15 protein-coding genes are annotated in these 19075 nt (G+C 44.8%); 4 read left to right on the top strand and 11 right to left on the bottom strand.

Annotated features, from left to right (window positions below; translation table 11 throughout):
- Positions 1-11: 11 nt before the first annotated feature.
- Positions 12-887 (top strand): phosphotransferase family protein, encoded by an 876-nt coding sequence (locus CWC22_RS07135; RefSeq protein WP_138539011.1) that lies wholly within the window; start codon positions 12-14, stop codon positions 885-887.
- A gap of 16 nt (positions 888-903) precedes the next feature.
- On the opposite strand, the gene CWC22_RS07130 is transcribed toward CWC22_RS07135, so the two are convergent.
- The 6 genes from CWC22_RS07130 to CWC22_RS07105 all read right to left on the bottom strand — a co-directional run bounded on the left by CWC22_RS07130 (position 904) and on the right by CWC22_RS07105 (position 10145).
- On the bottom strand, positions 904-1320 hold the full coding sequence (locus CWC22_RS07130) for a GFA family protein (protein WP_171045111.1): 417 nt from the start codon (positions 1318-1320) through the stop codon (positions 904-906).
- Between the two features lie 146 nt (positions 1321-1466).
- Positions 1467-1820, bottom strand: coding sequence for a DUF1428 domain-containing protein (locus tag CWC22_RS07125; RefSeq protein ID WP_138539010.1), 354 nt, complete (start codon positions 1818-1820; stop codon positions 1467-1469).
- 322 nt (positions 1821-2142) lie between these two features.
- Positions 2143-2706 (bottom strand): hypothetical protein, encoded by a 564-nt coding sequence (locus CWC22_RS07120; RefSeq protein ID WP_138539009.1) that lies wholly within the window; start codon positions 2704-2706, stop codon positions 2143-2145.
- A gap of 9 nt (positions 2707-2715) precedes the next feature.
- Entirely contained in the window at positions 2716-4782 is a 2067-nt protein-coding gene (locus CWC22_RS07115; RefSeq protein ID WP_138539008.1) for an LruC domain-containing protein, read from the bottom strand.
- Positions 4783-5444: 662 nt separating this feature from the next.
- Positions 5445-7811 (bottom strand): Ig-like domain-containing protein, encoded by a 2367-nt coding sequence (locus tag CWC22_RS07110; protein WP_138539006.1) that lies wholly within the window; start codon positions 7809-7811, stop codon positions 5445-5447.
- 531 nt (positions 7812-8342) lie between these two features.
- Complete coding sequence (locus CWC22_RS07105; RefSeq protein ID WP_171045110.1) at positions 8343-10145, bottom strand: haloalkane dehalogenase; 1803 nt, start codon at positions 10143-10145, stop codon at positions 8343-8345.
- A 241-nt stretch (positions 10146-10386) separates the two neighbouring features.
- On the opposite strand from CWC22_RS07105, the gene CWC22_RS07100 reads away from it, so the two are divergent.
- Both CWC22_RS07100 and CWC22_RS07095 read left to right on the top strand, forming a co-directional pair.
- Positions 10387-11433, top strand: a complete 1047-nt coding sequence (locus CWC22_RS07100; protein ID WP_138539004.1) for a sensor histidine kinase — start codon at positions 10387-10389, stop codon at positions 11431-11433.
- Between the two features lie 16 nt (positions 11434-11449).
- A complete protein-coding gene (locus tag CWC22_RS07095) occupies positions 11450-12202 on the top strand; it encodes a LytR/AlgR family response regulator transcription factor (protein WP_171045109.1) in 753 nt (250 codons plus the stop codon).
- A gap of 95 nt (positions 12203-12297) precedes the next feature.
- Here CWC22_RS07095 and CWC22_RS07090 read toward each other — a convergent pair whose 3' ends face one another.
- The 5 genes from CWC22_RS07090 to CWC22_RS07070 all read right to left on the bottom strand — a co-directional run bounded on the left by CWC22_RS07090 (position 12298) and on the right by CWC22_RS07070 (position 17685).
- Entirely contained in the window at positions 12298-12735 is a 438-nt protein-coding gene (locus CWC22_RS07090; RefSeq protein ID WP_138539002.1) for a hypothetical protein, read from the bottom strand.
- Between the two features lie 115 nt (positions 12736-12850).
- Positions 12851-13870, bottom strand: coding sequence for a hypothetical protein (locus tag CWC22_RS07085; protein WP_138539001.1), 1020 nt, complete (start codon positions 13868-13870; stop codon positions 12851-12853).
- Positions 13871-13995: 125 nt separating this feature from the next.
- Positions 13996-15102 (bottom strand): hypothetical protein, encoded by a 1107-nt coding sequence (locus CWC22_RS07080; RefSeq protein WP_138539000.1) that lies wholly within the window; start codon positions 15100-15102, stop codon positions 13996-13998.
- On the bottom strand, positions 15095-16048 hold the full coding sequence (locus tag CWC22_RS07075) for a hypothetical protein (RefSeq protein WP_138538999.1): 954 nt from the start codon (positions 16046-16048) through the stop codon (positions 15095-15097). The genes CWC22_RS07080 and CWC22_RS07075 overlap by 8 nt, the downstream gene beginning before the upstream one ends.
- Positions 16049-16686: 638 nt before the next feature.
- Positions 16687-17685: a sphingomyelin phosphodiesterase gene (locus CWC22_RS07070; RefSeq protein ID WP_138538998.1), complete on the bottom strand. Its 999-nt coding sequence runs from the start codon at positions 17683-17685 to the stop codon at positions 16687-16689.
- Positions 17686-18037: 352 nt separating this feature from the next.
- Here CWC22_RS07070 and CWC22_RS07065 point away from each other — a divergent pair, with 352 nt between their 5' ends.
- Entirely contained in the window at positions 18038-18934 is an 897-nt protein-coding gene (locus tag CWC22_RS07065; RefSeq protein ID WP_138538997.1) for a hypothetical protein, read from the top strand.
- The last annotated feature ends 141 nt before the right edge of the window (positions 18935-19075 follow it).

Raw genomic sequence — 19075 nt, 5'->3', positions numbered from 1 at the left:
CCGCATCAACTATGCAATTGGACTCATCAGACACATTAAAACAGTGCATCACAAGTCAAAGGCCACTCCAGGGTGGCCTGACCCACGACAATTCCTTGCTGATCTGCGCCGACGGCAGCCAATGGGTATGTAAACACTCCCTTGGCCGACATCAAAGTGGACTTGCCACCGAAGCAAACACCTATTTGCTGCTCGCTAACACACGTTTCGCGCTGCCATCCAGGCTAATACACTCAGATAACGCCAGCCAGATGCTGCTTCGCCCTTATATCGAAGGGACAACCACAACGAGCTGGGCACAACTCAATATTGAGCAGGTAATCCTTATGCTCAAAGATATCCATCAGATCACAGCAACACACCATGGCAAGGTAAGTCACCCCACCGGCCTCACTCTAAGCCCGGTTAACCAGCTTAGGGTCATCTGGCGATATTTCCGTAGCCGTACCTCTCAACGTGCCAAAATGACGAATATCTATGGCAAGCTCAGCACGATTTTGCAGGACCGACAGAGCCTCTTTAATTCGCTTAGCACTTTTACACTCAACCATGGCGACTTCCACCCCGGCAACCTGATTGCGACACCCGGGCAGCAGCTTGTTCCGATTGACTGGGAGCGTGCACATTTCGGCGACCCGGCTTTTGACTTAGCCCTGATCAACTGGCATGGCCAGGGTCCCATCGTTAATCCTGCCCTGCAAGCCCGTGCAATTGCGCTCTACACTCAGTGTCCGGCAGAACAAATACAGTTACAAAAACGCGTTATATGTTGGAGTTTAGTGCGCCTGTTCAACGATTATTTATATCTCACCAGCAACGGGCTGAAGGTCGATAAACTGGCTCACTTTGAAGAGACCACATCAGTGCTTCTGAATGCGGCCAGCTAAAATCACATGGCCGGTTTTACATACGGGATGACGTTCGGGCGTTTTTAAAGGTTGGAATATCAGCCTGTAGTGAACACCAATTTGCTTTGCTGCTGGTAAAAATCTGCGCATCCACTTTCACTGGAATATCTGTATCGAATGTGGATATGGCGATTTCTATGTCTTCTGGTAACACTCCTTTACTTCGAAAACCGAGGCTGGACCCACAGGTATGACAAAATGTACGCGTGGTACCATTGGGGGCTGTGAACTCTTTTAAGCACTCTTTACCCGACAACCAGTTTAAATCAGTCACGGACACCAAAGTGCCAAAAGCAGCACCATGAAATTTACGACACATAGTGCAGTGGCAATTAGCCACTTTGGTGCTGAAACCGGAGACGGAGAAGGTAACTTGTCCGCATAAACACGAGCCATGATATTCATTTTTCATACGTTTATGTTTCCCTGCAACCAATCACAAAATTAAGCTCAGACGATACCACAAAACTCAAGATTACACTGCGAAACAGCCTGTTAGCTTAGTGAGTGGTGAGGTTTCACAGTGTAAGTGCTTTGCATGCTCTTTTTGCCTGACAACTATGCGGTAAGTATCGTATTAAACCCACCGTAGATTAGGCGCTTGCCATCAAATGGCATAGGGTTATTTTCCGCAGACATTCTTGGGTCTTCCATAATGGCACCCCAGCCTGTGTCACGCACCTCTTTAGACGGCCACACCACCCACGAAAAGACCACAGTTTCATTGTCCTGAGCTTTGACCGCCAGAGGCAGAGAAGTCACTTCTCCTTGCGGCACATCATCACCCCAATTTTCTACCACTTCTAACGCACCATGTTCTTTAAACACCAATGCGGATACTTCTGCGTGCGCAATGTATTTTTCTTTATTGTCATTCGGTACTGCTGCGACAAAACAATCTACATATGACATCTTCCTCTCCTTTACCTTGGCCTTTCACATATCGTGAACCTAATCCAGATCTGACGCCGCATTAAAGCTCGCACAACGCGACTGCACAGCCACACCCAGCCTATCAAGCATAGCAGGCCAGAATGAATGGCAGAGGAAAATAATACGCTTAAGGTACATTTAGCAGAAGGCCAGAAACACCATAAGATTGCGGCTCCTCAGCATAACCACATCAGATCATGAGCTGCACGATTAACACAAAGAAAAAAGCATACCTCACTGCTGAGATATGCTTTACGTTGGACTATCGTGAGTCACCACGAATCTTGCTCATGCATACTGGCTAGTTAATTGTCCACGCTTGCTGTTGCTGAGTGCCATCAAACTCCCAGGTGTATACAAGCGGCTCGACGCCAGTACTGTAATACCAAATTTCAGCTTTTAACTTTTGCTCCGAATGCGGCAGTTCAAGCTGAACCGTTAGTCCATTGCTATCAACTGGCGCTCTCAAAAAACAGGTATCGTCGTTGGTGAGCGCGGCATCTTGCTGACACACATTGATGTAGGCACGACCATTGACCACATCCGGTGCAACTGAAACAGTAACCGGCACATCGGTCTGGAAATCAAACCCGCCGTCTACGACCACAGCCTCCATCCCTTCCCCAACTGGTACCTCGTCTACAGGTTGCTCCTCAGATACCTGCTCTTCGGTGCTACTCGCTTGCTGCTCAGTCACGTTATCTTGCTGAACCTGGTTACTCGATTGGGTTTGCGTTGTATTCGTTACACTGGCCTGGGCCGTATTGCTGGCTGGCTGGCTATTGCTACTGCCTTCAGAGCCACCAGATCCGCCGCCACATGCTGTCAGTAAAAGTGTCATTAGCGTTACGATTAATTTGTTCATGATGCTCTCCTAGTTTTGCGCTGCGTTGCTGATGGTGTATTGATAGTCGGCTACTGGATTCTCAAACCAGGTTGCGTTCTGTGCGCCTGCTGACTGGGCGAATTCCACAAATTGAGGATACGCAAGTGACATATCAACACGCTCCATTGGATGGTCCCACTGAGAGTTGATGATAAGTGCCCAGGGCAAACCCGTTGACGTTTGGAAGTAACCATTGGTTGATGAAGTGTCATCGCCCTGGTCCAGGTAACTACTGTCAAACGCTTCGGTTGGCGCATGATTTTTAAGGTGGACTTCCCAGCCACGACCGTTGTTCTGGTCTACGAATGGCCCATGGTAATGACCATCTACCGCGAAGATAAACGGGTCAACTTTGCTGTTGGTCGCCACATTCGCGTTGTAACTAGTCGCGAGCGGAATGCTGATTTCAAACGAATAAGGCGCTCTTTGGATGTCACTACAGCCCGTTTCAGTTCTGAAGAACTTGCAGCCTGGCTGCACCGGCACCATCTCTCTGGTATCGGCAAAGATGACGACAATGGCTTCATTTCGGTTGGCTTCCAGCGGACTGCCATCCTGTAACGTGCCGTCAACAGTCAGTTCAACCTGGGCTTCATCCACATGCTTACGGGCAATGTCTTTTAAACGAATGGCAAAGGCATTGTGATAACCGGCCCCGACTGCGATCAGCGCGCCTTCAATGTTGTAGCGCACAACCTGGTTACCAATCTGGCTGGTCGTCACACGATATCTCACTACCACGTCATTAAAGTCATAGTCACCTTTTTGCGGCCATAAATCTTCAAACGCGGCGGTTTTCCACGAGGTCGAGTTCTGGATCAGGCTGCTGGCAACAACAGAGACATTCAAATCTTCCACTTCACCATTATCAATCCCGCCCTGTGGTGCAATATCACTGGTGTTCGAGACCCGGAATCTGGCCCAGGTGCTACCTGCAACAGCATCAACAGGCACGGGAATGAGCACACGGTTTTCACCGGCAACCCCCTGATACTCGCTGATCACACGCTCTGACTCCTGGAACTGGCCATCACCGTTCCAGTCAACCCAGGCATTCACATATCCGGATTTCGATAACGTGAACGAAACCAGCGTTTCATAGCCTGTTTCAAGGTTAGTTAAAAAGCTAATGCCGTTGTCGTCATCTGTGGCTTTAGGTACATATTCTGCACTGACACTCTGGCCGAAAAATAAGTCACCCACATTATGACGCGCACCATTGGCGTTAAGCGAGGTACCATAGCTATCCGGTGCGTCGCCGTAGTCTATGGTTGGGTCTTCTGTATCATCAATAATCGGGGCTGTTGCACAGCGTGCGCCATCGTTAGTATTTGAAACCGGACCATACGCGAAAAGCTGGGTATTATTTGTATCGTTTATATCTATTTTATAAACATGCCCGTCCTGATTTCTGCTGATGTAAAAATTACTCTCTACATCAAAATAGACGGCACCGAAGGTCCCGGACTGGCCCACATTGCCCAGGTTGGTGCTGGTGCCGTTTGATACGTCAATGCGGTGTAGATTACCATTGCTGTCTACGCTATACGCCAGGCTGGCATTTTCATTAGGCGCAAATGCCATGTCAAAGATATTCAGGTTCAGCGCGCTACCATCGATGATGCGCTCTGCCTGTAAATAATCATCGCTGTTTTCATCAAGCGATACACGATACAGGCCTAAGCTACCGCCCTTTTTATAAACGTAAAATGCATTCTCGTGAATGGCGACATCACCCACGTAAAAGTTGGTATCGGGGAATCCCGACGTCATGATGGGCTCAAGAACGTAGTCTTTTCCCACCCGACCGATGTCTTTGTTGCTGTAATCCCAGCCGTAAATGTAACGGTCGTGAACACTAAACCCGATGCCATTAAGCTTGTTGTTGGTACCAACATTTTCAGCGAACGTAGTGTACGAACCTGAGACCAGGTTAACCCCATACATAGTTGCTGTACTACCCTGGACCAAAAAGGCTTTTGACGGGCATGTGTCGAACGGGGCGGCTGATAGTCCTGCCGAAAATACGCAAGCTCCAAACAATATCTTTTTCATGTGACTCTCCAACGTTTTGATTTGCTGCTAGAGAGATTGCAAGCATGAGGCCAACTTTATGACACTGATTTTTAAAGGTTTTTATTTTGCTGATTTGCGTTATTGCAATACGCAATGCAGGATGAAAATCACAATGAGAAAAACGAGACTAAAAAGCACGCTCAGCGTGTGCTCAATCAACCGCCATGAATCACTAAGCTAATTGACTTATAGACTAGTGGTTATGATTTATAGACGTCCCTGGTCTTGCGCATGTCGTAGACTCTGTTTTTACGTGTTTCATCAAAACCGACTAGCTGGACATAGTCTTTTGGGTTCGACAATGTGCCAAACAATAGACCCCTGATAGCTAACCCATAATTTGTTTATGGTAACTATATTTATGATGAACTCTGCGCATTTCAGGACGTTGCAACACAAAACCCGGTAAGTACGACGTTTTCAGCTTAGTCCCGATTTAAGAGGCGAATTAAAAGTTGAAAATCAAAGTGATGGAAGCGGTCGATGTGCTTTCTGGCCCTATGGGAAAAAAACCAGCCAAAGATAGGAATATGAAACGATATAATCTGGAAAAACTGCCTGCTGCTAAAGGCCGGTCCGTAAACGTCACCCGGAGCGTCTTTATTACTTTTGCTCCGGGTTTCGTTTTGGTATGGAAGCCGTTAATTTAGCACTTTGCGTATTACACGCAGGGTATTAGTACTATAATTCTTGCTCCCGATATTCGTTGTACCATCTGCGGATTTATGTACCCATACTGGTTCCCTAGGTAAGTCTAGCTCCGCAATGGGATTAGCAAATACATAGTTGAGGTTGCTATTAAGTTTTACTTCCACGACTTCGTCGTTGCTGTGGTTATAACCTATCCCGGAAACTGAGCCATCTTCATTGACATAAGTCGCATGTTCAAAATTAATATCGAAATCATCATACTCACGAACCTCCGACAGCAAACTTAGGTCAGGATCCAACTTGATTCTAATGTCACTCGAAGCATGATCAGCGCCAAAAAGTAACAGGTTATTTTGATTATCCAACTTAAATGTTGTGAAAAGCTCTACGTAATTGAGAATGCCTTCCCAGAAGTGTGTCTGCTGAAAGTCAGTATCAACTTTAACAACATACAGACCACTACTAAAGTCCGAACGCGAGCTCAACACACCGCCAATTGCCAGTTGCTCAGAGTTTACGACCAATAGCTGCTCCGGGATGTTATGGTAAGCAGCGTTCGGGTTAGTCAGCGCTGTGCTTTTGACTATCTCCCCCGTGGACAAGTCCAGTTGCTGTATTTGCGCATCGTAGTCTCCATCTTGTGGCTTATACACTTTCAGGCGATAATACTGATCATTCCACACAACCGCAGAGTGCATATTACCTATGTGATCCATGTCGGTTGCGCTTTCCGCTTCGCTGTACCAGATTAACTCGCCTCTCGCACTGAACTTAGCACTTACTGAAAAATAGGCTCTAACAGTCCCATCATAAATGTCACCACTGGCGATCAACTCCCCATTGGCAAGTTCATGAATCTCCCTCAGAGGCGCACTTCCGGGCTTCTCAATGGTTTTTTCCCATTCAACACCCCCATAAGCATCTAGCTTTGTAAGCCAGTTGTCATTTCGTACTGAAGATAGGATGACAAGCCCTTTATCCTGAGTCTCTATACTGGTAAACGAGTGACCGTCGTTTGGAAAGCTAACATCATATTGCGCAACGTCGATATACCATGATTCACTCCAGAGTGACTGGTTACCTGCAATGTCAGTCGCTTGCATCTGCCATCTGTAGTTACCCGCAGGCAATAACAATTCGATATTGTTCGCACCGCTAACTGACTCAGTAAAAGACTGTTGAGTCTTAGTATTAATCGCTGTCAACGTGTATGAATCAATATTCTGAACGCCATCCCAACTGAATGCCACACGATGCTGAGAAGCTTCTGGTGTCATGTTAACGGAGAAGTTGTTTGGCGTCTGTGGCGCGGCAAGGTTCACTAAAGTCATAGCGGGTTCAGAGATATGACCGTAAGCATTTACGATCCTAGCCTCAAATTGCATGTAACCTGGATTGAGCCCTTCAAACACTAAAGCACCGCCATCTTGAGTTGTGGCCATCAGTTGGTCATAACCTGACACGGACAGTTGCATGTAAAATCCGTCTTCAAGCTCCGGCGCTGCAAAAGTCAATTTGTAGCCCTGTTCGCTGAACTCGATTTCGGGTTCATCCAGTGCTGCTGGAGCAAGAGGGTTCAATAAGCTGAATTCAGCTGGTGCAGACCAAGGGCCGGTATGGTCATGTGCATTTTTTGCACGGTAGCTAATACTGTAGTCGCCAGGGGATAAGTCGCTCAGTCCAACATTGACACTATCAGATGTAACGAATGTTTCTTCGTCATTAAACGCGACCTTTACCTCGTAATTAGTAGCGCCTTCGACTGGATTTAGCGCAAGTTGCAGCGCATCGACATTGCGCACCTCAGCCTGCAATGCATTAAACACCAACGGGTCAATCACTTCGTTTGTCACTTCTACGGTGAACGGGTTATTCAGAAGGTGACGTTGATCCTGTTGGTCCACGGCTTCAATTGTAATAGTCGGTGATGAATTGCCCCAAAAGTACGCATTCCAGTCAAATGTCCAGGGAGCCGTCTTGATAGTACTGATTTTCTCACCGTTAACCAGCAAAGACAGTTCTTTTACCAAGCTTTCATCAGAGACGGCAACTTTTACTTCAGTTGAAGCTGCGCTGACAATACTTGTGCTGGATAAAGAAGTGACTGAGATAGACAGAGGCTGCTCTTCAGACTCTTTTTCCGGCTCTTCAGATTCAGTCTCTTTCGACTCTTCAGCGTCTTCAGTTTCTGACTCTTTAGACTCTTCTGGCTTTGTTGTTGAGTTAGTCTCCGGCTCTGTCACTTTTTGCTCTTCAGAACCGACATTAGTTTGTTTGTTATCATCACCTGACCCTGAACCGCATCCTGCCAGAGCTAAACACATTACCAGACTCAGTGGTAGAGTTGTTTTATTCATTAAATGAACTTCCATTATAATTGCAAAATTGGGCGCATTATACCTGCAAGATTATTGGTTGGAAAGTAACCATCAATGTACTTTAATTGAAAACGCATAAGACACTACTGCACATGGATTAAATATTGAAATCTGACGCTTCCCCTATGAAAATATACATTAATTTCGATCAAACCTGACACTTCGATACGCAAACTCAGAACGCTGTTCCTGTAATTAAAAGTGTCAATCTGAACCCAAAAAAGATACTAAGTAACGCTCATACTGTCTTGCAGTTTATTAATCAAAACGGGATAGTTTAACTAATGCGAGGATGCCACTGTTCAACGATAGACGTGTCAATTTTCTCACCGCGCTGACCGGCCAAAGCCATAGCGAATTCACTCAAAAAAAACCGCTTCGCTGAGTATCGGTCTCCTTGACTTTGGTCCTTGTCATGGTTTGCAGAGCCCTGACTCAGACACCGACTCCAATGTTGGTGTCTGAGCCATGTCAAGCGAATAGTTGTCTCAGGTAAGTGATCTGATAAGACTACTGCACCAGCTGATAACTATTGCCTAATTCATCCTGCAATACATAAGCAATGCCCTCTGCGGGCGTCATATCCAGCGCTTCCGTCAGGATACGACTGGAAAACGTCCAGCCTTCAGGCAGCGTGAGCCGATCTCCCAGGTTTGCCAAGTCATCCATTTGCAATGAAGCGTCCGAAATACGGCTGAACGACTGCATCACAAAAACCTGACCTGTGTTATCGGTTAGCTCATAAATGCGTCTGCCTTTATAGAAGTGCCAGGTATTGCTTCTCGACACCTCACCGGCAACATAAGGAAGTTGCTCGCCCTGCGCAGCGCTCAAATCAGCGGTGGTTAATAAACGCATGTTTATCTCTCCGAACTGGCGAATTTGCGTTTCAGCCTCTTGCGCTATCACCTCCGCGCCGCGACTTTCGTCCACCACAAAAAAGCGTGGACCGTTAGGGATCGCACTTAGTGCGCCGTATTCTGCGGCAATGTTTTCAAAATCAATGGCATCCCATTGAGCCTGTCGACACATGTCCACGCCCGGCGTCCCCCACACCTGGGCAACTACTTTGTCATCTTGCAGGTAGGGTAATAAGATCTCACAGTAACGCATGTTGTAGCTTGGTCCACCCGTAACCAACGGTACCTGTGGCACAGTAGTTTGCAGAAAATCTAACACATGCAGCGCCAGGTCCTCTCCTACATCATCCTGAATAAAGTGTCCGGCCTGAAAGCGCCTGTGATCTACCCCCTCTGAGCCAGGTACATGATCCACCCATTTGGCCTGAATGACTTCACTGCCCAGCCCTTTATCATACTCGCCTGCATTGAACATAAACGGGTTATGATAAGCGCCCAGGGTTTGCCATGCCGGTAGCGTTTGCATTTCTATCCCGGAGAGCATGGAAGGAAACGCCCGAATAGCGGCTTTGTACTGCACATTAGGATATGGCGCGTTGTATGCAGTGACTTCATCTTCGCTCAGTTCAATCACGGAGAGCTTTTGCACCACATCGCCCGCCATCAGCTCCGGCACACTGGCTGCATAATCGATCCACTGCTGAAACCCTTCTATGTGATCGCTTGAACGGGTATCAAAAAAAGTGCTGGCATCCGCAGTTTGTGACTCGTCTATCTCAAAGCTGGGCAAGTGATAGGGGTTAGTACCGGTCGGAACAATTGGCATGTCACCATTTGCGACGACAATCCTGGCAAAGCGCTCAGACATATTCCCTGCCACTCTCAACCCGATCAGGCTGCCCCAGTCTTGCACAAATAAATTGATATCAGTGAGTTGTAGCTGAGTAATAAACGCCTTAGTCCAGGCGACATGATGTTCGTACTGATGCACTGCCACATTGAGGGGTTTATCTGACTTACCCATACCCATATTATCAAGGGCAATCACACGATAACCGGCCTCAGCCAAAATGGGGATCATTTTTCGATATAAGTACGACCAGCTCGGCTGGCCGTGCAGCATGAGTACCACTTCACCGTCTTTTGGTCCTTCATCCACGTAGTGCAGCCTTAACCCTTCAATGTCCAGATAATTCGCCGCAAAGTCATAGCCGGGTAACTCATCAAAACACGCATCCGGAGTGCGAATAAATTCCACGCCTTTGCTGGTGGTTGATGGCACCATTTCTGCCTCCAGGCAGGCCTCGCTGAGCGGCCCGCTTGCCGGCCGGGTTTCTACCGGGGTATCTGCGCTGACCGTTTCTTCGACACTGGCCGTGTCATCATCGTTGTCACTACAGGCCACCAATATGCTGCTAAGCAAGCACACGCCGATGACCTTACTCAACGTCATAACTGACTGCTTTAATTTGAATTGTGATGTTCGGATGTTGTAAACCATGTTTGTTTTTCCTTATGTATCAGATGACAATGACTTGTCTTACCGGGACACAGGAATAACACCGCACAATTGGCCGCCCCAGCCTGTTGCGTGCAGATGGTGTAAAAGTCTGCGCCAATGGTGTCGTGGCAACGTTTCATCCAGGCAAATTTGCTTGTACCATTTACTCCATCAATGACGAGCGGATCACCGAGTGAATACAGCACCTACCACAGCGAGCCAGACCGGGCTTTATAACAAAAGCACCACCCAGGCCTGGATATTTTTACTGATCTGGCCCTGGTTCAATATCTTGCTGCTGTCCTGTGTCTTGCTGCTGCTCGATATATTTACGCTGACCCTGTTTGCTCAGGTGATAGTGAAAATATGGAGCGGGTTTTGTGCAGGCTACCTGCTGTTTAACCTGTGTGAGTCAATCTGTGCGCGGTTTTTGCCGTCCCAGTTTTTGCCTGCGTGGTATCGTCATAACATCTGGCTACTCAGGCCGTTTTCCATCATTCTGCTGTACGTGCTGATTGGTCCTATCGTCAGCTTGCCCACCAGCAATGCAGTGACCCAGGTGACCTTTTTGCCCATAGTGATTATGTTACTTGAGACCCTGGTCTACATTGCGGTCATGCTGATGCTCAAGCAACAAACCTATCACTTTCAGTCGCAGCTACAGGCACAACAAGCTGAGTTACAAATGCTGAAAATGCAGTCGAATCCGCACTTTTTGTTCAACACGCTTAACCTGATCGCCAGTGAAGTAACCCAGCACCCGCACAAAGCAAAAGCGCTGATTTACGATCTGAGTGATCTGCTGCGCCACACCGTTGAACTGGCCAAACAGCAATTCGTTACGCTTGAGCAGGAGCTCAAACTGGTGGAGCTTTACCTTGTGCTGCAACAAAAACGGTTCGTCGATCGGCTGACATTTGACCTGGATTGCCCGGGTGAACTTGACCCGCTGCCGGTCCCCTCTTTGCTGTTGCTGCCGATTGTTGAAAACGCCGTGAAATATGGCATTGCACCCTACGCACGCGCAGGCCATATCAGTATCATTATTGAAACAACGGAGCATGACCTGCTCATTGAAGTGCAGGATACGGGCGCGCCTTTTGATGACACCCAGCTCAGTCAGGGCGAGGGACTGCGCATTATTAGTGAAACCCTGAATCTGCATTATCGGGGCGCCGCGAGTTTCAGACTGATCTCCTGCGATGAAGGCACCAGTGCATTTATCCAGCTACCCCGATAACCAAACCGAGCCGTGTATGACTAAGAAAACCGTGATCATCGTCGACGACGAACAGGCAGCCAGACAACAGTTGAAAGAAGTGATCAGTGGCTTTGATGAGCTTACCCTTGTTGCCGAGGCAGCCGATGGCAAATCCGCCATTGAACAGATCATGCTTATGCGCCCGGATATTGTGTTTCTGGATATTGAAATGCCAGAACTCAATGGTTTTGATGTTGCCAAAGCGACACAGGATTTACAGTATCAGCTGGTTTTTATGACAGCTTACGAGCAATACGCACTGAAAGCCTTTGACACCAATGCTATCGACTACTTAGTCAAACCCGCCAGGCCGGAGCTGATTGCCAAAAGCATAGGCAAAATCATTCGTCAGCAGACTCAGATTAAGCCGTCGGGCTCCACAGCGTGCCTGACGCTCAGTGATCATGCACAGCAAAAAATCATTGAATTTGATCACATCAATTACATTGAAAGTATTGGCCGCTATCGGCGGGTGCACCTGACCCAACCCGGGGCAGAGATTCACAACACAGAGACTATTATTTCTGAGCAAACGCTTGATGGCTTTTGCAGCCAATTGCCCGAGTCACAATTTTACCGGCTGCACCGCAGCTACATTATTAATGCCACTCAGCTGCTAGCGCTCAAATACCAGACTCGCAAACACTTTGTACTGCTGGCAGGCGCAGATAACCCAATCCCGGTATCACGGAGTTTTGTACAAACATTGAAGGCGCGGATCGCTGAACGGACGCACACTGAGGACTGAGTCACACAGATTTAAAGGACAAAATAGCCATCCCGGATGACGTCTTTGGGATGGCTGATGTGGTTTAAGTTAGCTATTGACGCCATTGTCTCTTGTTATGTGCCAATTTGCTTTGACAAGAAATGTAATACTCTCAGACGTTCCTGTTCATAGTATTCTTCACGTTTTTCCATATGGATAGTCGGCCCACAAGAGCCAACAAAAAGTCCATTTTCATCAGGAATAGCAAACACAACATATTTAACTTCTTCTTCGAATGGAAAACCACATGCAGCAGAATCCATTCTTGTTGTGACCTTAACTTTTTCAGCTGTCATACCTTTATAACTTTGCTCTACAATTAAAGTGACAGCTTTCAAATTTGAATACTCAAACCAGCCATCTTCTTTCATTTTTATAGTGTCGATGGATTCGACAACTCCAGAGAAAACCACTGGATAATCTTTAAATGCTTCTTCAATGTCGTAACCCATGCAACTACAAGCTAAAGAATGGAAAGAGATTAAAGAAAACAAAAAGGCTAAAACTTTCATCCACACTCTCCTTGGCACATAACGCTTGCGTAAACGGCTAATTTTAGTTGGCTATAATGTGGAGCGAAGCGGGGCCAGCCAACTGAAATTTGTCCGGTTTAACGCACTTGTTAGCTCACTTTATTCCAATATTTATTGATTGCCTATGCATTAAAAACAAGCCGTTTCTTTTCTTATCTATTATTTTCGTTTCTGGATCTACAAATACTTGAGTAATACCAGAATGGTTATACATTTCTGGATCTAAAGGTCTTTTTGCATACGGGTTATGGAATACAAATAAACCATCACGAATATTCTCCTTTGCAGCTTGTTTGGTTATAGGCGAACCTTCCTCTTCCGACCACCAGACGGTATTTACAAACCTCATGGTATCACTATTACCTGACATACTCTCAACTTTACCCCAAGTGGCAGTTGTACTTAAAAAAATCGCACTTATATCTGAAAGCTGGTCATCTTCAAATAACCCTAGCTGTATTTCAGCTCCGTTGTCCTTTTCAACAAAGCCTAAATTAACATCTGGTGGGCCATTAGGGTATAAATGAGGATTGTCATTGTAAGCATCTTCATCGACATAAAAATCATATAACAGTGCCATAATGGGAACTTCACATTGTAAATTGAAGTGGGGCTGTTCGAACGGAGCTACAGCTATAACAAAAGGGTTTCCTTTGACATGTTCAAGCTTAGAGTATTTTTCTTTATACTTTCGATACTTTGAGATAATAGAATTTGAGAGTCGAATAATAGACTCCATATTCATTTCTTTAAATTTTGTTGGAGGTGACTCCATTAAGTCCTTTTCCCACTCTGGGGTTTTACCTGATGCAGCAGCAGCTATCGTAGCTTCAATAACAATTTTTTTACTATTATGTTCAACTAAAAAGTCAGGCGTAGAATAGCTCCACTCCATAGAGTGACCAATTTCTCGGAAAAGGGCGTAGAGATAGATTTCCCAAAAACTTGAATTAAAAGTTGTTTGAAATTCTTTTACAAATTTATTATCTCGATCTGGAAAACCCTCGCACCATCTAAGTAGCTCTTGTCGATCACCTTCCTTTGATTGTCGCATTATAGAGGTATAGTTTTTGTGTAGATCTTCTTCTTTCACTAATGGTTGAAATAATTCCACTGATGATAAACTCCTTGATGAGCTAACGCCCGCATAAAATGCGGATAATGCTTGGCTATAATTAACGAAGAATGAGCGCCAGCCAAGCGTTTTACGTCATTTTTGATGCGTTTGTTATAAGTACATTACTCAGAGTGCTTTTTGTATAAAGCTAACTTTGAACTTTCTAACTGACTCAAAAGCACTTCTTTCATTTTGCTTTGACTTATGCCTATTTTGTTCTCTTTAAACCTTACACTATTTACTCGAATTATGAGTTCTGCACTTTTATCTTGTTTAGCGACAAACTCAGGAAATTCAAAAGATATTACACATGTTCCACTATAATTAATAAAATCAAATGTATAAGAAGCTTCTATCCTGTGCATTTGAATGTTTTTATGTAACCTTTTATTTTTAATGAAAAATGTGGAATGTAGCTCTTTACCTTGAATTTCTAAGTTACTAACTTTTTCTTGCATCCAAGAAATTTCTTCTGGAAGTTCTAGGGATGTATCAGGGCTAAAGCCAATATCCTTAGTATCTTTGAAGTAAAGCTCGTTATTTATTTGCTTTTGACTCAACTCTTGTAAGAACTTAATTCTTTTTTCATTAGTGAAATCAGAAAACCTTATCTTTTTCACTTTTTCTTCAATTTTAACGTGACCCGATTTCTTTAGAAGTCCAATCACATCAGCGGCTATTTTATTAGCCACCTCCTTTGTTTCATCTGACGTATGAGACAAACTGATATTAATATCTAAAGCATCTCCATCTTTTTTTAGTTTAACTTTTCCACTAAATTGAGTCGTATTCTTATTCCAACTTTGAGTGTAGTCATATCGTTCTACACTAAAATCTAACTCAATATTGTTAGGATCGTTATCTATGGTCTTAAAGCTTGGATTCCCCAAAACCTTATAGTTCGCAAACTCTTTTTTAGTAAGTTGGTTTACATTGTAACCTAATGGTATTGCATCAATTAAATTTACATCTACTGCTTCACATTTAATTGATTGTGTCTGCCTTTTGGGGTTAGCTTCTCTTACCTTTAGGTTTTCGTTGAGTTCAATTAACTCTAAGGGGGTTATTCCTGTCCGCACTAAGATAGGGATATATGAACTTTTCTCTTCTAGAGCAACAAAAATCCCTCTCCTACGAACCAATCCTCTAAGATCTGATTTAACTACGCCTGAATCATTTAAGAACTCTCTTAGTGAATCCCCAAATGGTAATAGGTATTTTTTATTCATTTATTAAATTCCTAAAATCAGAGCTATAAGACTTTACAACTACATTAAGCGAACTTTTAGTGTCCTTTTTTAAACGTTTTGCTCTTTTTAAGATTGGGTCATGTTTCAAAGGGTCGTATTCTGGAAAAAGGAAAATAAAGTCACCGGTGAAATCTTGTGAAACGTCACTGGCCAAATACAAGAGTCGATTAATAGCTTCTTCGGAAAAATCTTCTCTACTAGACAAACAAAATGATACTTTTTTTGTCTGCTTATCAATTATCCTGAATGGTAATAAATTTGAAGTTAAATACTCAACAGGCATGATGCTTCCGTATTTATCAATATCAGGATCTTTAAAGTTGGAGGAGCTAAATGCATAATGAAAGTAACACTCATAGTTTCTGTAATTATTACGAATATAATTCACAGAATCGTAAATGAATGCTGCACGACTATTATCAACAACATGTACTGTTGAGAAGTTAAGGCTTTTATCTAAATTTATATTTGCAATTTTACTTATAACATCTTGGTCTGACTCTTTATGGTTACTTAGCCAAAAGAGAACTCCAACATCACTAGCTTTATTAATCCCTGACATTTCATAGTCTTCGTTATTAGACGACCTCAAGTCAGACTTCATAAAGCACTCTACCGTTTGGGCTAAGTCTTTTAAATGCTCTTTAAATTTTGATGATGGGTTGGCTGGGTAAGGATCATTTGTATATTTGACCGATAATACAATATTTTCGAGTGTGTAATCTTGGAGTTGAGATCTAAATGAATGGAACACATCGATACCATGAGTTGTTCTATTCTTTTTTGCACTTGCTCTTTTATGTTTTTCTGGAAAATGACAACTTATTGATTCATCGTCTAGAAAATTATCCCAACCTATAATAGTTAGAAATTCAGAAACAAGCTTTTCTCCTTTTTCACCAATTTTTCTTGATAGCTCACCCATAACTTTCCTTAAACTTGTTATTCAAATAATATCGAACAGGCCAAATTGTACTTATAACAGCTTATTAGCGTGAATACCGGTTAAACCCCGCTCCCAAAGCCTACCTAATCCACCACTAAGAAATATTTATTCATAATAAGAACAATAACCTACCACTATTTTACTAGTTGCTCAAGCCAAAACAGCGCTGTTAAAACCGAGCCGTGATCATAGCGAGACTTGGGGGTCTCGTTATGTAAAACTATTAACCTTTTGAATCTATTTAACTAAAAATGATGGCTGACTTAAACGAGACCTGAATGCGTGGAGAAAACGAGAAATTTGACATGATTATTGGTCACATTCATTTATACCTGTATATATAAACAGGCTTTAGCTCAGGTGCTTGGTACCATGTGGAAGAATTAGCTGGCCAAGTTTATTCCAGAACAGATGCGTCTGGGATGACGATTGAGGCTGCCTGTCTTGCTTTATGACGGGTGCAACTATACTGGTTTCATGCCGTCCTGGCTCACGCGCGTCCGGGGTAACGACTGTCAGTATTGCTTTTGGCGGATACAACTGTGCTGAATTTGTGTAGATCCCGGCTCGCACGCGGCCGGGGTGACACTAGGGCTCAGTCCAGCGAGTGATACTTATCAAAACTCAAAGTTAACTTGTACCGGGTAGTGATCTGATAATTCGTTATAGTAGCCATTGTGATAGTAACGGCCACTGCTTAAGTTCCAGTTGCCGCGCAGGTAGCTCCAGTACCAGTTTTGCTCTGCTTTCGGGTAACGTACTGCCATGCTCGGTGCATTGGTTGGCTGCTTATGATCGCGATGCCAGAAAACGTAGTCCAGCGTGTCATTGTAATCCAGGCTGTAATCAAAGTAATACGCGTTGGCTTTGGTAAACCAGTTGTATTTTGCCGGGAATGAGCCAACCTCTGGCGTCTCAAAATTTAACTCAGCACGTGAGGTTGTAAGCATATCGGCCACTTCGTCTTGCTTGCTCCACTCAACGTTCATGTCGCCGCCAATGATAACCGGCTCGCTGGCTGGAATGTTTTCAGCACTGATAAACGACTGAATTTCACTTAACTGACCCATACGCACGCGGTGCTCCTGAGCGGTGTCGCCGTCGTGGGTTGCCTGCAAGTGCGTGCCGATCAGGTGATAGCGCTGGCTGTCTTTCTCGATTTCGACGTAGGCAAAACCTTTATTTGACAGATAATCCCAGCTGCCATTCAGACTGTTTTCAAACACATGGGCCTTTTGCGTAACAATCGGGTATTTAGACAAAATCACCACACCGCCGCGGATCACAAACGGACTGTTTGAGCAGTTACCTGTCAGGCCATCCCAACCGCTGCCACTACAATCCAGACCCACATTGGGCGTCTGATAAGGGTAAAGTGCAGAGAGTTCAGCCAGTGCCTGTTCAGCATCGCTGTTAAAGGCTTCACTGATCAAGATTACATCCGGGCTGTCGCTCATTGAGGCCAGTACAGCAGGCAAGCGCTCCGCCCGGTTCTCCTGATCCCAGTCCTGCACATTGAGCTGCATAATATTGTATGCCATTACTTTCAGTGAATCGGCCATGCTGTGTGTACTGTTCAGCATCAGTGCACATAACAGCGCATGCTTAGCTTTCATTTTACGTCTCCGAAATCTCATTATTGTTTTTGTCTTTGTTAATGATTTTTTACACCCGGGATCCGCACAGACAGACCTGTGAGTAAAAAATTTCGCAGCACACATTAGTGATAAAAAATGACACCTGGATTTCGACAAACTATTATTTCAATTAAGGTTTTATTGGAGTGGCATGACGTTTTTAAGGCTTTTTAATGACCAGAAGAGAAAAACCAAAAGCCAGACAAGCGGTTGCTAAGCTTTACACCTCAAGCGTAATTAACTTCACATTTACTCAGGCACTTAGATTGATCCACACAGAAAAACGCAATACAATAATGATTCTCATTTGCATAAAAGGAAACGTTACAAAATGAAAATACTCTCTGTCCTGTTGCTTTTGCTGTGCTCCTTGCCAGCGTTTGCTAAAAAGCCAATCCGTGTGGTTGATGTGGGTGTGATGGGGCTTGCCTCTCACGACTTATTCCAATGGAACAGCGCCACCCGCGAAAATGAAGAAAATGGTCGTTTTGATCTGAGCACGATTTTTGATTACGCCGATGGCACCCGCATTCATCAGGGCGGTAACCCTAAAAACTCGTCAAATGCAGCAGTGTATTCAATCACCCAGAACCTGGTGAGCTTCTATGCGGGTAAAAAAGCCGCATTGCTGATGTCCAGAACGGTCACCGAAGAACAGGCACACATCATCGCCCGCCAGCAAACGGTTGCCTTCTTTATAGGTATGGTTAAAGAGTCTTATGAGCGCTTCACCAATGCCCGATTCCCTGACTACGCACTGGCGCAAAGCGTCACGGATGATGAGCAAGGCGTAATGCGCGCACTGCATGATATTTTGCCAGGCAAAATCTACGTGAACCGTAACCTGACGCGGGAAGTGTTCGAAGTCACCGATTACAGACTTGCCATGACTCAGCTGTCACCAACTGAAATGATGAAAACAGTGAAGTTTTACGACGGTAAATATGATGAAGAATACCTGCATGTCGTAGTCCCCGGCTTCCCGGATCCAACCATCATCAACCTGCAAGCCATTGATCAGAGCTTTATTGCGGAGCAAACGAATTACAACCTCGACGACATGCTTACCGAACTGAAATTCTACGGCCAGTTCTCCTTCTTCGGCAATCTGGTCCATTTCACCAGCTTTGGCTACCACCTGGAAAACCTGTTTGCCAAAGGCATTTGCAACAAATACGTCGATGGTAGCCCGAATACCTGGAACACCGTTGCGGTAGAGTGTTATTAATCTGCAGGTCTGTCCTGGCTTATAGCTAGATAAACAGCCAATCCCTTACAAAGCGCAATTTGGTTCTGTTTGAATTGCGTTTTCGTTATTGCCTGAAGGTTTTTAAGCCCCCCTCTGCGCTCACAGACAAGCCCTTGAAAA

This window comes from Pseudoalteromonas rubra, from assembly GCF_005886805.2.
Classification (GTDB): domain Bacteria; phylum Pseudomonadota; class Gammaproteobacteria; order Enterobacterales; family Alteromonadaceae; genus Pseudoalteromonas; species Pseudoalteromonas rubra_D.
This window is presented reverse-complemented; position numbering and strand designations above follow the sequence as displayed.

Excerpts from the sequence above, each read along its gene's own strand:
- CWC22_RS07135 (WP_138539011.1), top strand. The coding sequence starts at position 12 with ATGCAATTGGACTCATCAGACACATTAAAACAGTGCATCACAAGTCAA.
- CWC22_RS07130 (WP_171045111.1), bottom strand. The coding sequence starts at position 1,320 with ATGAAAAATGAATATCATGGCTCGTGTTTATGCGGACAAGTTACCTTC.
- CWC22_RS07125 (WP_138539010.1), bottom strand. The coding sequence starts at position 1,820 with ATGTCATATGTAGATTGTTTTGTCGCAGCAGTACCGAATGACAATAAA.
- CWC22_RS07120 (WP_138539009.1), bottom strand. The coding sequence starts at position 2,706 with ATGAACAAATTAATCGTAACGCTAATGACACTTTTACTGACAGCATGT.
- CWC22_RS07115 (WP_138539008.1), bottom strand. The coding sequence starts at position 4,782 with ATGAAAAAGATATTGTTTGGAGCTTGCGTATTTTCGGCAGGACTATCA.
- CWC22_RS07110 (WP_138539006.1), bottom strand. The coding sequence starts at position 7,811 with ATGAATAAAACAACTCTACCACTGAGTCTGGTAATGTGTTTAGCTCTG.
- CWC22_RS07105 (WP_171045110.1), bottom strand. The coding sequence starts at position 10,145 with ATGACGTTGAGTAAGGTCATCGGCGTGTGCTTGCTTAGCAGCATATTG.
- CWC22_RS07095 (WP_171045109.1), top strand. The coding sequence starts at position 11,450 with ATGACTAAGAAAACCGTGATCATCGTCGACGACGAACAGGCAGCCAGA.
- CWC22_RS07090 (WP_138539002.1), bottom strand. The coding sequence starts at position 12,735 with ATGAAAGTTTTAGCCTTTTTGTTTTCTTTAATCTCTTTCCATTCTTTA.
- CWC22_RS07080 (WP_138539000.1), bottom strand. The coding sequence starts at position 15,102 with ATGAATAAAAAATACCTATTACCATTTGGGGATTCACTAAGAGAGTTC.
- CWC22_RS07075 (WP_138538999.1), bottom strand. The coding sequence starts at position 16,048 with ATGGGTGAGCTATCAAGAAAAATTGGTGAAAAAGGAGAAAAGCTTGTT.
- CWC22_RS07070 (WP_138538998.1), bottom strand. The coding sequence starts at position 17,685 with ATGAAAGCTAAGCATGCGCTGTTATGTGCACTGATGCTGAACAGTACA.
- CWC22_RS07065 (WP_138538997.1), top strand. The coding sequence starts at position 18,038 with ATGAAAATACTCTCTGTCCTGTTGCTTTTGCTGTGCTCCTTGCCAGCG.